The organism is Streptomyces sp. P13-3-3 (assembly GCF_050571355.1).
Lineage (GTDB): Bacteria > Actinomycetota > Actinomycetes > Streptomycetales > Streptomycetaceae > Streptomyces > Streptomyces althioticus.
Genome location: NZ_CP192228.1, coordinates 4,766,811 through 4,779,394, shown reverse-complemented (window position 1 = coordinate 4,779,394; position 12,584 = coordinate 4,766,811). Strand labels below are relative to the sequence as shown.

General features: G+C 72.2%; 13 protein-coding genes. 8 read left to right on the top strand and 5 right to left on the bottom strand.

The window, feature by feature from the left end; all coding sequences use genetic code 11:
- Positions 1-322: 322 nt before the first annotated feature.
- A complete protein-coding gene (locus tag ACQZOG_RS21980) occupies positions 323-1,096 on the bottom strand; it encodes a DUF4190 domain-containing protein (protein ID WP_430741738.1) in 774 nt (257 codons plus the stop codon).
- Between the two features lie 268 nt (positions 1,097-1,364).
- Here ACQZOG_RS21980 and ACQZOG_RS21975 point away from each other — a divergent pair, with 268 nt between their 5' ends.
- A complete protein-coding gene (locus ACQZOG_RS21975) occupies positions 1,365-2,435 on the top strand; it encodes an adenosine deaminase (protein ID WP_033275942.1) in 1,071 nt (356 codons plus the stop codon).
- 19 nt (positions 2,436-2,454) lie between these two features.
- Positions 2,455-3,147 carry a glycerophosphodiester phosphodiesterase gene (locus ACQZOG_RS21970; protein ID WP_058917037.1) on the top strand — a complete coding sequence of 231 codons (693 nt, stop codon included), beginning with the start codon at positions 2,455-2,457 and terminating at the stop codon, positions 3,145-3,147.
- Here ACQZOG_RS21970 and ACQZOG_RS21965 read toward each other — a convergent pair.
- The 3 genes from ACQZOG_RS21965 to ACQZOG_RS21955 form a co-directional block, all read right to left on the bottom strand.
- Positions 3,142-3,369, bottom strand: coding sequence for an HXXEE domain-containing protein (locus ACQZOG_RS21965; protein WP_430741737.1), 228 nt, complete (start codon positions 3,367-3,369; stop codon positions 3,142-3,144). The genes ACQZOG_RS21970 and ACQZOG_RS21965 overlap by 6 nt on opposite strands.
- 347 nt (positions 3,370-3,716) lie before the next feature.
- Positions 3,717-4,250 (bottom strand): hypothetical protein, encoded by a 534-nt coding sequence (locus tag ACQZOG_RS21960; RefSeq protein WP_037641863.1) that lies wholly within the window; start codon positions 4,248-4,250, stop codon positions 3,717-3,719.
- 113 nt (positions 4,251-4,363) lie between these two features.
- Positions 4,364-5,803: a gamma-aminobutyraldehyde dehydrogenase gene (locus tag ACQZOG_RS21955; RefSeq protein WP_033275939.1), complete on the bottom strand. Its 1,440-nt coding sequence runs from the start codon at positions 5,801-5,803 to the stop codon at positions 4,364-4,366.
- 204 nt (positions 5,804-6,007) lie between these two features.
- Between ACQZOG_RS21955 and ACQZOG_RS21950 the strand changes: the two genes are divergently transcribed.
- The 6 genes from ACQZOG_RS21950 to ACQZOG_RS21925 all read left to right on the top strand — a co-directional run bounded on the left by ACQZOG_RS21950 (position 6,008) and on the right by ACQZOG_RS21925 (position 11,700).
- Positions 6,008-6,526: an Lrp/AsnC family transcriptional regulator gene (locus tag ACQZOG_RS21950; protein ID WP_033275938.1), complete on the top strand. Its 519-nt coding sequence runs from the start codon at positions 6,008-6,010 to the stop codon at positions 6,524-6,526.
- 2 nt (positions 6,527-6,528) lie between these two features.
- Positions 6,529-7,902 carry an aspartate aminotransferase family protein gene (locus ACQZOG_RS21945; protein WP_033275937.1) on the top strand — a complete coding sequence of 458 codons (1,374 nt, stop codon included), beginning with the start codon at positions 6,529-6,531 and terminating at the stop codon, positions 7,900-7,902.
- A gap of 243 nt (positions 7,903-8,145) precedes the next feature.
- A complete protein-coding gene (locus tag ACQZOG_RS21940; RefSeq protein WP_033275936.1) occupies positions 8,146-8,895 on the top strand; it encodes an ABC transporter ATP-binding protein in 750 nt (249 codons plus the stop codon).
- Positions 8,877-10,205 (top strand): hypothetical protein, encoded by a 1,329-nt coding sequence (locus ACQZOG_RS21935; protein ID WP_058917035.1) that lies wholly within the window; start codon positions 8,877-8,879, stop codon positions 10,203-10,205. The genes ACQZOG_RS21940 and ACQZOG_RS21935 overlap by 19 nt, the downstream gene beginning before the upstream one ends.
- Before the next feature lie 100 nt (positions 10,206-10,305).
- Complete coding sequence (locus tag ACQZOG_RS21930; protein ID WP_033275934.1) at positions 10,306-10,713, top strand: VOC family protein; 408 nt, start codon at positions 10,306-10,308, stop codon at positions 10,711-10,713.
- 315 nt (positions 10,714-11,028) lie between these two features.
- The gene (locus ACQZOG_RS21925; RefSeq protein ID WP_033275933.1) at positions 11,029-11,700 is read left to right on the top strand and encodes an LAETG motif-containing sortase-dependent surface protein; all 672 of its coding nucleotides are present in this window, start codon (positions 11,029-11,031) and stop codon (positions 11,698-11,700) included.
- A gap of 66 nt (positions 11,701-11,766) precedes the next feature.
- Here ACQZOG_RS21925 and ACQZOG_RS21920 read toward each other — a convergent pair whose 3' ends face one another.
- The gene (locus ACQZOG_RS21920; RefSeq protein WP_033275932.1) at positions 11,767-12,564 is read right to left on the bottom strand and encodes a maleylpyruvate isomerase family mycothiol-dependent enzyme; all 798 of its coding nucleotides are present in this window, start codon (positions 12,562-12,564) and stop codon (positions 11,767-11,769) included.
- Positions 12,565-12,584: the final 20 nt, after the last annotated feature.

Sequence of the window (12,584 nt, the reverse complement as noted above, 5' to 3'; positions counted from 1 at the left end):
GCGGCACCCCGCCAACGCCGGGTGCGGGCAGTCCGTGGCTGGTCGCGCAGTTCCCCGCGCCCCTGAAGGGCGCACCTAGCTGCGGGCAGTCGTGCCGCTGGGGCGGCACGGGTGGGCGCAGCGGCACCCCGCCAACGCCGAGTGCGGGCAGTCCGTGGCTGGTCGCGCAGTTCCCCGCGCCCCTGAAGGGCGCACCTAGCTGCGGGCAGTCGTGCCGCTGGGGCGGCACGGGTGGGCGCAGCGGCACCCCGCCAACGCCGGGTGCGGGTCCTCCGTGGCTGAGCGCGCAGTTCCCCGCGCCCCTGAAGGGCGCTTCCGCTGCTCAAGTGACCAGCACGATCACGCCGAACGCGAGTGCCAACGCACTGCCCACCGCCCCGCAGATCACCCCCGCCAACGCCTGCCCCCCGTTCGTCGCCTCACCGCGATTCGCCTTGCTCCGCCCGATCGCACCGAAGATCACCGCGAGGATCCCCAGCACGACGGCCACCGGCCACAGGCAGAACGCGGCCGCCGCGATGATCCCGAGCACCAGGGAGGCGACACCCATGCCGTTGCTCGGCATCGGCGGCACGCCGCCCCAGCCGGGGTACCCCTGGGCGGGCGCACCCCCCGGGTACCCCGCGTGCGGATAGCCGTACGGCACCTGCCCCGGCCCCTCGGGCCCGATCGGCGGCGGCGGAACGGCCGCCCCCGCAGCCGCCCCCGCAGTCGGAGGCGCGAACGGATCTACGGCAGCCTGCGGCACCGGCCCGGTCACCCCGGAGGGCCCGGCCCACGGACCGCCGTACGCCGGCGCGGGCGGCGTCGCGTCGGAGGCCGCCGGGAACGACGTCACCGTCTGCTGGTCATGCACGGCGGAAGCACCGGGCGCCGACGCCGACGCCGCCCGGTCGTGCACCGTGGGCGGCGACCACGCCCCGTTCTCCCCCGCCACCACGGTCCCGCCCGGCCCGCCGGAGCCCACCGAGCGGTCCCCGGGCAGCGCCCAGGGATCGGCCGCGGGCGCCTCCGCGTCCGGAACCCGCGGCGGCGGTGCCGTACGCCCCGTCTCCGTGGTCCGCGCGTCCACCAGCGAGCCGTCCAGGGGGGCCACGTGCGGCGCCCCGCCGTCGGCCGGCGCGGGCCACGCGTCAGGGGTGGACGACCCCGCCGGAGGCGCTCCGTCCCCCGTGCGGTCCCCTGCCCCCGGTGCCGGTGCGTCGTCGGACATGCGCTGCGACCCCTTCCTCGGACGAACCGTCATGCTACGGCCCACGCCCCGCGCGCGTACGCCGGGCCTACGATGATCCCCGCACCACCGATCAGCCGATCACCCGCGTCCCGCCGCGACCCGGCCGGGCCGCCGTTCCCGGGGAGGAACCTTGACCGACCGCCACGACACCGCGGCCACCGCCGGACAGGTCCGTGACCTGCACGCCTTCATCGCCGGACTGCCCAAGGCCGAACTGCACGTGCACCACGTCGGCTCCGCCTCCCCCCGCATCGTGTCGGAGCTGGCCGCCCGCCACCCCGACTCCAAGGTCCCCACCGACCCCGAGGCCCTCGCCGACTACTTCACCTTCACGGACTTCGCGCACTTCATCGAGGTGTACCTGTCCGTCGTCGACCTGATCCGCACCCCCGAGGACGTGCGGCTGCTGACGTACGAGGTGGCCCGTGAGCTGGCCCGGCAGCAGGTGCGGTACGCCGAGCTGACCATCACCCCGTTCTCCTCGACCCGTCGCGGGATCGACGAGCGGGCCTTCATGGACGCCATCGAGGACGCCCGCAAGGCCGCCGAGAGCGAGCTGGGCACCGTGCTGCGCTGGTGCTTCGACATCCCGGGCGAGGCCGGTCTGGAGGCCGCCGAGGAGACCACGCGGCTCGCCACCGACGACCGGCTGCGCCCGGAGGGCCTGGTCTCCTTCGGTCTGGGCGGCCCCGAGATCGGCGTGCCGCGCCCGCAGTTCAAGCCGTACTTCGACCGGGCCATCGCCGCCGGGCTGCGCTCGGTGCCGCACGCGGGCGAGACCACGGGCCCGGAGACGATCTGGGACGCGCTGAACGAGCTGGGCGCCGAGCGCATCGGTCACGGAACCAGCGCCGCGCAGGACCCGAAGCTGCTCCAGCACCTCGCCGAGCGGCGCATCCCGCTGGAGGTGTGCCCGACGTCCAACATCGCCACCCGCGCGGTCACCACCCTGGACGAGCACCCGATCAAGGAGTTCACCCGGGCCGGGGTGCTGGTGACGGTCAACTCCGACGACCCGCCGATGTTCGGCACCGACCTCGCCAACGAGTACGCGGTCGCCGCCCGTCTGCTGGACCTCGACGAGCGCGGCCTCGGGGACCTGGCGAAGAACGCGGTCGAGGCGTCCTTCCTCGACCCGGCCGGCAAGGAGCGGATCGCCGCCGAGATCGACGCGTACACCGCCTCCTGGCTCGCCTCCTGACCATCCCGCGAAGGGCACCATGCAGAACGTGACCGCCGTGGCCCACCGGGGCGACCCCTACCGCGTCCGGGAGAACACCCTCCCGTCCCTGCGCTCCGCGATCCGGCGAGGCGCGGACGCTGTCGAGATCGACGTACGGCTCACCCGGGACGGCGTCCCGGTGCTGCTGCACGACGCGACACTGAGGCGCCTGTGGGACCACGACCGTCCCCTCGCGTCCCTCACCTGGGACGAGGTGCGCGAGGTGACGGACGGCGGGGTGCCCGCCCTCGCCGACGCGCTGGCGGCGACCGAGGGCAGCCGGGTGATGATCGACCTGCCCGGCGCCCCGGGCGAGCGCGCCGTGCGCCGGATCGTGGACGCCGTCCGGCAGCAGGGCGCGCGGGACCGCGTGTACTACTGCGCGGGCGCCCCCGCCATGCTGGCCGTGCGCGCGGCGGACCCGGACGCGGAGATCGCGCTCACCCACACGTCCCACGCGCCGGTGCGCGCGGGAGTGCTGGAGGCGGTCCGGCCGCGCTGGCTCAACTACCGCTTCAGCCTGGTGGACCGCGCGCTCGCCGACCGCGTCCACCGCGACGGCTACCTGATCTCGGTGTGGACCCCGGACACCCGCCGCTCGATGCGCCGCCTGCTGGCGGCGGGCGTGGACTCGATCACCACCAACCGCGTCGACGTCCTGTGCGCGCTGCGCGGGCGCCTGGCGTCATGACGGCCGGCGCGTCGAGCGGAGCAGCCGGCGCGCCACGACGTGCGAGGCGACCGTGGCCGCCCCGGCGGCCGCCAGTCCGGCCGCCGCGTCGCGCGGCCGTGCGGGGCGCAGCACCCCGGCCTTCCGCAGCCGGCCCCGCGCCCACAGCGTGAACGGCAGGACGACCAGCGGCGACGTCACCGAGCCGGGGGTGTAGCCGCGTACGGCCGCGGCCTGGGCCATGTGCATCACGCCGTGCAGTCCGAAGCCGGTCAGCGCGGACTGGTAGAAGCCGGACCGTCCGCCGGAGAGCCGTCCGGCGGCCGCCGGAGAGCCGTCCGGCGGCCGCCGCCGTTCCGACGACGGCCCCCATCACCCCCACTGCGGTGGCGAACTCGGCCGCGCCCATGGTCTCGGCCCGTCGCCACACCCCCTCCGGCACCTGGGGGGAACCGCTTCCGCAACTCGGGCACGTTGCGTCGCAACCACCAGGGCGCGGTGGCCAGTTCCTCGAGATCGTGCACGACCCACGCGCCCAGGAGCCCCCATGTGACGGCTCCGCCCACCCCTTCACCAGTCATGCGCCCAACCTACTGAGCGGGCGCGGCGGCGACCGCCGGAACGGCTGCCTCCGTCAGCGCCTCCAGCCGCTTGATCTTCTTCCTGACGACGTACAGCGGTACGGCGCCGAACACCCCGAACGCCATGTCGACGACGCTCCACCAGAAGGGAATGCCGCGGACCGGCCCGCAGATCAGGGCGAGGGGGATGACGCCGGCACAGGCGATCAGGCCGAACTCGACGACCCAGACGTTGCGTACGGGGTCCCGGTAGGGGCCGAGGAAGGCGACCGCGATGACGAGGTGGGCGAACGCCAGCCAGTCGGTGCCGTAGAGCAGGAAGGGGTGGTCGGCGTCGGCGGTGTCGAGCCCGTCCCCTACGCGTTCGATCCACTCCATGAGGCCGGGCAGGCGCTCGGGCGCCCCGAGGGACCGCAACGCCTCCTCGGTCCAGCGCAGTTCGTGCACCAGCGGGAAGGCCGTGACCCCGCTGAGCACCAGGCAGACGACGAAGAACACCAGCCACACGCGAATGCCCTTGAGCAGGGCGGCTCTGTCGCTCATGACAGGAGCGTACGCCTGAAGTTGAACATGTTCAAAAAACATCTCGGGCGCCCTCCGGAAACACGTCGGCCCCGGACGGTGCGCTGCACCGCCCGGGGCCGACGTCCTGAGGGTCAGTCCTCCAGGGACGTCATCACGTGCTTGATCCGCGTGTAGTCGTCGAAGCCGTAGGCCGACAGGTCCTTGCCGTAGCCCGACTTCTTGAAGCCGCCGTGCGGCATCTCCGCGACCAGCGGGATGTGGGTGTTGATCCACACGCAGCCGAAGTCCAGCTTCTTGGACATCCGCATCGCGCGGGCGTGGTCCTTGGTCCACACCGACGAAGCCAGCGCGTAGTCCACGCCGTTGGCGTACGCGACGGCCTGGTCCTCGTCCGTGAAGGACTGGACGGTGATGACCGGGCCGAAGACCTCCTGCTGGATGATCTCGTCGTCCTGCTTGAGGCCCGAGACCACGGTCGGCGCGTAGAAGTAGCCCTTGTCGCCGACCCGCTTGCCGCCGGCCTCGACGCGCGCGTGGGCGGGCAGCCGCTCGATGAAGGTCTCGACCTGCTTGAGCTGGTTGGGGTTGTTGAGCGGGCCGTAGAGGACGTCCTCGTCGTCGGGCATGCCCGTCTTGATGTCGGACGCCGCCTTGGCGAGCGCCTGGACGAACTCGTCGTGCACGGACTCGTGCACCAGCACGCGCGTGGCGGCCGTGCAGTCCTGGCCTGCGTTGAAGTAGCCGGCCTCGGAGATGCCCGCCACGGCCTTGGCGATGTCGACGTCCTCGAAGACCACGACCGGGGCCTTGCCGCCCAGCTCCAGGTGGACCCGCTTGAGGTCCTTGGAGGCGGACTCGGCGACCGCCATGCCCGCGCGCACGGAGCCGGTGATGGAGGCCATCGCCGGGGTCGGGTGCTCGACCATCAGGCGGCCGGTGTCACGGTCGCCGCAGACGACGTTGAAGACGCCCTTGGGCAGGATCGAGCCGAGGATCTCGGCGATCAGGACCGTGGAGGCGGGGGTGGTGTCCGAGGGCTTGAGGACGACCGTGTTGCCCGCGGCGATCGCCGGGGCGAACTTCCACACGGCCATCATCATCGGGTAGTTCCAGGGCGCGACCTGGGCGCAGACGCCGACCGGCTCACGGCGCACGAAGGAGGTCAGGCCCTCCATGTACTCGCCGGCGCCCTTGCCCTCGAGCATCCGCGCCGCGCCCGCGAAGAAGCGGATCTGGTCCACCATCGGCGGGATCTCCTCGGTGCGGGTCAGCCCGGTGGGCTTGCCCGTGTTCTCCACCTCGGCGGCGATGAGTTCCTCGGCGCGCTCCTCGAAGGCGTCCGCGACCTTCAGCAGTGCCCTCTGCCGCTCGGCCGGGGTGGTGTCGCGCCAGCCGGGGAAGGCCTCGGCGGCGGCCGCCATCGCGGCGTCGACGTCCGCGGCACCGGACAGCGGAGCCGTCGCGTACGCCTCGCCGGTCGCGGGGTTGACCACCTCGGTGGTCCGTCCGTCGGCGGCGTCCCGGAACTCACCGCCGATGTAGTTGCGCAGACGACGCAGCTCGGTGCTCACTGCAGGCCCTCCTGGTGTTTCTCGTGGGTGCCCGGGGTGTCGGGTGTGTACGGGGAGAGGTGTCCAACCTCTGAGACACCCACCCTAGACGGACGGCTGACGTTTTCAACACCCCCACTCCCCCCGCATCTGCGAAATCCGCAAGCATGAGCTTCGTTAACAACGGATTTCATCGATCGAGCCTTGCGAAACTGTCGATACGTCGTGCACAGTGACCTCGTGGCCAGTCGAAGCGCAGACCCCAAGGACTCCCGCGAGTCCAAGAACGGCGGCGGACCGCAGTTGGACGCCGTCTCCCTCGCCATCATCGAGCAGCTCCAGGAGGACGGCCGCCGGCCGTACGCCGCGATCGGCAAGGCCGTGGGCCTGTCCGAGGCGGCCGTGCGCCAGCGGGTGCAGAAGCTGCTCGACCAGGGCGTGATGCAGATCGTCGCCGTCACGGACCCGCTCACCGTGGGCTTCCGCCGGCAGGCGATGGTCGGCGTCAACGTCGAGGGCGACGTGGAGGCCGTCGCCGACGCGCTGGCCGCGATGGCCGAATGCGAGTACGTGGTGATGACCGCCGGCTCCTTCGACCTGATGGTCGAGATCGTCTGCGAGGACGACGACCACCTGCTGGAGGTCATCAACAAGCGCATCCGTGCCGTGCCCGGGGTGCGCTCGACCGAGAGTTTCGTCTACCTCAAGCTCAAGAAGCAGACCTACATGTGGGGAACCCGATAACCGTGAGCACCGACACCCCCAAGGACCTCAGCAAGTCCGCGTACGACCACCTGTGGATGCACTTCACCCGCATGTCGTCGTACGAGAACGCGCCCGTCCCCACCATCGTCCGCGGTGAGGGCACCCACATCTGGGACGATAAGGGCAGGCGCTACCTCGACGGCCTGGCGGGCCTGTTCGTGGTGCAGGCCGGTCACGGCCGCCAGGAGCTCGCCGAGACGGCCGCCAAGCAGGCGCAGGAGCTGGCGTTCTTCCCGGTCTGGTCCTACGCCCACCCCAAGGCCGTCGAGCTCGCGGAGCGGCTCGCGCACGAGGCGCCCGGCGACCTCAACAAGGTCTTCTTCACCACCGGCGGCGGCGAGGCGGTGGAGACCGCCTGGAAGCTCGCCAAGCAGTACTTCAAGCTGACCGGCAAGCCGACCAAGTACAAGGTCATCTCCCGCGCGGTCGCCTACCACGGCACCCCGCAGGGCGCCCTGTCCATCACGGGCCTGCCGGCGCTGAAGGCGCCCTTCGAGCCTCTGGTGCCGGGCGCGCACAAGGTGCCGAACACCAACATCTACCGGGCGCCGATCCACGGTGACGACCCGGAGGCGTTCGGCCGCTGGGCCGCCGACCAGATCGAGCAGCAGATCCTCTTCGAGGGCCCGGACACGGTCGCCGCGGTCTTCCTGGAGCCCGTGCAGAACGCGGGCGGCTGCTTCCCGCCCCCGCCCGGCTACTTCCAGCGGGTCCGCGAGATCTGCGACCAGTACGACGTGCTGCTCGTCTCCGACGAGGTCATCTGCGCCTTCGGCCGGCTCGGCACCACCTTCGCCTGCGACAAGTTCGGCTACGTCCCGGACATGATCACCTGCGCCAAGGGCATGACCTCCGGCTACTCCCCCATCGGCGCGTGCATCGTCTCGGACCGGCTCGCCGAGCCGTTCTACCAGGGCGACAACACCTTCCTGCACGGCTACACCTTCGGCGGTCACCCGGTGTCGGCTGCGGTCGGCGTCGCCAACCTCGACCTGTTCGAGCGCGAGGGCCTCAACCAGCACGTCCTCGACAACGAGGGCGCGTTCCGCGCCACCCTGGAGAAGCTGCACGACCTGCCGATCGTCGGCGACGTCCGCGGCAACGGCTTCTTCTACGGCATCGAGCTGGTCAAGGACAAGGCGACCAAGGAGTCCTTCGACGCCGACGAGACCGAGCGCGTCCTGTACGGCTTCCTCTCCAAGAAGCTGTTCGAGAACGGCCTGTACTGCCGGGCCGACGACCGCGGCGACCCGGTCATCCAGCTCGCGCCGCCGCTGATCTCGAACCAGGAGACGTTCGACGAGATCGAGCAGATCCTGCGCGCGACGCTCACGGAGGCGTGGACGAAGCTGTAGGCCGACGAGCTGATCGCGGACGTAGGCCGTCCGAGGTACCGATCTTCCCTTTGAATGATCAACACCGGCCCCGGTGCCGCCCGTTCGAGTGAGAAACGGCGGCCCGGGGCCGCGTGCTGTCCGACCGCCCGCCACCGCCTGCCTAGCGTGCCCAGTGACCGATCGGCCCGCCCTTCGTTCCCCCGGACGGGGGAATTACCCGAAGAGCGCACGGCATTTCCGATCCGAACCGAGGTGTACGCCATGGTGGCCCCACCGGACAACGACGTGCTCTGGGCGCGCGCCCTGCACTTCCGTCACGACGACGGCTCGCCCGGCCTGAGCGGGGTCTCGCTCGGTGTCCGGGAGGGCGAGATCCTCGCCGTCTCAGGCCCGCGCGGCAGCGGCAAGTCGACCCTGCTGCGCTGTCTGTCCGGCCTGGTGCCCGCGAACGACGGCGAGGTCTGGTTCAACAGCGTGCCCGTGCACACCATGGGTCCGGCGGCCCGGGAGCGGCTGCGCCGCGACCGGTTCGGCTGGATCGACCCGGCCCCGGTGCTGGTGCCCGAGCTGAACGTGTGGGAGAACGCCGCGCTGCCCCTCATGCTGCGCGGCACCGGGCGCCGCCGCGCGAAGGCGGCCGCCCTGGAGTGGCTGGAGCGTCTCGACGTCGGCGACCGGGCGCGCAGGCACCCCGTGGAGCTGACGCACGCGGAGCGCCAGCGCGTGTGCATCGCCCGGGCACTGGCCCCGGCGCCGTCGGTGCTGTTCGCCGACGAGCCGACCGCCCCGCTGCACCGCGTCGACCGCGCCCACGTACTGCGCACCTTGACCACGGCGGCCCGTTCGCACGGCATCACCGTGGTCCTGGCGACGCACGAGGCGCAGACCGCCGCCCTCGCCGACCGCACGGTGTCGCTGCTCGACGGACGGTGCGTGCGGACCGTCCACCTCCCCCCGGTCTCCGGACCGGCCGAGTCGGAAGGCCGGGCGGCGTGCTCGCTCTCCGTCTGAGCCTCGGGGCGCAGCCCGCCGTCCAGGTCCGCAGGCTCCTCGTCGCGGGCGCGTCGGCCGGCACGGGTTTCCTGCTGCTGAGCGCCCTCGGCCACGCCCTGAGCCACCCCGACCCCGCCGCCTCCGCGCTCCGGCTGGCCTGGTGCGCGGGCCCGCTGGCGTCCACCGTCTACCTCGCGCTCGCGGTCGCCCGCACCGACCCGGCGACCCGGCCCCGGCCCGGTCTGTCGGCGGTCGGGCTCGGCCCGGTCAAGCTGATGGCGATCTCGGCGGCGACCACGGCCGCGGCCTGCCTGCTCGGTTCCGTGCTGGCGCTGCTGGTCTTCCTCCAGCTCCGCGGCGACCTGACCGGGATGCCCCTCGGCGGAGGCGCGCGGGAGTTCCTGGCCGCGGGGCGCCCCCTGCCGCTCCCGGCCGCGCTGACACTGCTGGCCCTGGTGCCGCTCAGCGCGTCGGCCGCGGTGGCCATGACGCTGCGGCCGCGCGACCCGGTGACGGGCGCGGGCCGGACGGCACCGGCGTACGGCCGGTTCGGCGCCTACCGGCGCACGCCGGTGCGGGAGTCCTTCGGCGCGTACGGGCGGTTCGGCCGGCAGTTCGGGGCCGCCGCGCGCGAGCGGCGCACGGCCACGGAGCTGCCCGCGCCGGAGCAGGCCGGCGCGGAGGCGCCCTCGGCCGACGCGGCGGAGGAAACCGCCGACGGCTCCCCCGCCGTGGTCCCGCCCCCCGTGTCGACCGCCGCCCCGTCGGGGCTGCCCTGGGGGATCGCGGTGCTCGCGGTGGGGCTGGCGGTGGAGGCGCTGACGAGCCGTACCGGCTCCGAGGGCGGTCCGGCGGCGTTCCTCGGGCTGGCCCTGACCTCCCTCGGACTGGCCCTGGTCGGACCCGGACTCGCCCATCTGTGCGGGCGGCTGCTCCAGGCGGTGCGGCCGGGCGCGCTGCGACTGCTGGCCGGGCGGGTGCTGATGACGGAGGCGACGCGCATCGGACGCCCGCTGGGCGTGGTCTGCGCGGTGGTGTCGGCCGCGTACGCGATGGCGTCGCTGCACGACCGGGACGACCCGTCGGCCGGTCCGCTCGTGGTGCTCGGGGTGCTGCTGGTGGTCGGCTGCACGGTGGCGACGCTGCTCACCGCGGCCGTCGAGGCCAAGCAGGCGCACGCGGACACCACGGCCTCGCTGCGGCGGCTGGGGGCGCCCGCGGGGACGCTGCGCCGGGCCGCCGTCCTGCGCGCGGCCGCGCTGCTCGCCCTGTTCGGACCGCTCACCGTGGCAGTGGCCGAGCTGTCGGCGTGGCCGCTGGGCGGCTGAGCGGACACGGCCGAAAAAACCTTCCCCCTGGGCGATGAGTTCCGCTCGGACCCGGGGTCTACCCCCTCGAACGGCACCACTTACAGGGAGAGGCCCCGTCATGTACCAGCAGATGATCTTCGTGAACCTGCCCGTCGAGAACATCGACGCGTCGCGGACGTTCTACACGGCGCTCGGCTACTCCATCAACGAGCAGTTCAGCGACGAGTCCACGGCGTCCGTCGTGATCAGCGACACGATCATCGCGATGCTGCTGACCAAGGAGAAGTACGCGCAGTTCACGAAGAAGGAGATCGCGGACGCCCGCACGAGCAGCGAGGTACTGCTGGCGCTGAGCGCCGAGAGCCGGGAGAAGGTCGACGAACTGGTGGAGAAGGCGCTGGCGGCGGGCGGCTCCGTGGCCGGTGACACCCAGGACCTCGGCTTCATGTACGGCCGCTCCTTCGACGACCTCGACGGCCACACCTGGGAGGTCGTCTGGATGGACCCGGCGGCCGTGGAGGGCTGACGGCAACGTAGGCTGGCGGCAGGGGTGTTGTCCTGCCGCCGGCCTTAACTGCGCCTCCGTTCACGGTCGGTGACCGTTCTCGGACGCTGCGGCCGAATCGATGCGGTCCCGAGGGCGCGTAAACGTACGGGTGGTTAACAAATAGGCAAAGCCCGGGTCCCCGGTAGGCATATGCGTTGACACTACTTATGCGGCGCTTATAGACCTGGGAGCCTCATGGGAGTGCTGATTCTTCATCACGCCTCCCTCAACCCCCCGCATTTGCGCATCATGTAAAGGACAAACGTGGCAGTTCTGTCCGTATCACGCCGTACCGTGACCCGCTCCGTGCGCGCCCTCGGTGTCGTCTCCGCGTCCGCCGCGCTCGCGCTCGGTGCCGCCGGCAACGCCGCGGCGTGCAACATCAACGAGTTCTCGGCCGAGGCCAAGTGCGAAGGTGACAAGGGTGTCATCACCGTCACCGACGTCGACCCGGCCGGCGTCCCCGCCACCGTGACCGTGTTCCTCCAGAACAACGGCGCCGACATCGAGAAGATCGGCGAGCAGGTGGTCAAGGGGTCCAAGAAGGGCACCACCATCACCTTCGAGGAGGACTGGAAGCCCAACGCCGAGTACCGCATCCACGTCACGGCCAAGCCGTACGTGGACGAGGACATCAAGCCGAACCTGGTGACGCCGTCGACGCCGTGCAAGGAGGACGAGGAGGAGTCCCCGTCCCCCGAGCCGACGCCGTCGGAGGAGACCTCGGCCCCGGCCGAGGAGAGCGAGGAGCCGACCCCGGCCCCGTCGGAGAGCACGAGCGAGAGCGCTCCCCCGGCGGACACGTCGGACAACGCCCCGTCCCCGGCCGGTGAGTCCAACCTCGCCGAGACCGGCGCCAACTCCAACACCGGCATGATCGCCGGTGTCGCGGCCGCCCTGGTCGCCATCGGTGGCGGCGCCGTCTTCTTCGGCATGCGCCGCCGCGGGGCGAACAGCCAGCGCTGACGCCTCACGGAAACGCCTGCGGCCCGTCCCCGAACCGGGGGCGGGCCGCTCGCCGTTGAGCTGCCGTCAGCCGAACGTGGCCCGGTCCAGCCAGTGTTCGAGCACCGAGCGCTCACCGAGGACCTCGATGCGGGCGTCGTCCAGCGGGATACGGCGGTAGAAGGCGAGCAGCACCCAGGTGAGCGGCCCGCGCAGCGCGACCGTGGCCTTCTCGTGGTCCCGGCTCCAGGACACCCCCTCCTCGTCCAGCCTGATCAGCCACTCCGCCTCGGCCTCGGGTCCGGTGTCGGTGGCGTGCAGGTGGATCGTGCGCAGGGGTCCGCGCAGCTCGTGCACCTCGTCGTCGGGCAGCGTCCGCTGCGCCCACTCCACGATCTCCAGCCACTCGTCGACCGCGTCGGCGGCCACCTCGGGCGCGACCTCGTAGGGCAGTCCGGCGGCGAGCGTGGCGTCCGCGCGGTGCACGGTCACCTCATGGGTCATACGGCGGGCCCAGAAGCCGGCGTTCTCGATGCCCGCCCAGCTCCACACCCGGGCGTCCGGCCCGGCATCCCGCAGCGCGCCGACGGCCAGGTCGCCGCTCTCCGCCAGCCAGGCGTCCAGGACGGCGGCGTCCCCGCGCGCCTCGGGCCCGTCGAAGCCCGGCACGTCCTCCTCGGGGGTCTCCTTCTCGGCCCCCGTCCGCACCATCAGAGCCATCCAGCGCAGGGCGCCGCCGAGGTGCCGTACGAGTTGTTCCAGCGTCCAGTCGGGTGTGGTCGGCACCGCGCGGGACAGGTCCGCCCCCGAGGTCACCACCGACCTCAACTCCCCGATCTGATGGGCGATCTCGTCGCAGTAGCGCTCGTGAGCCAGTCGTGTCATGCCGCTCACCCTAGGCAACG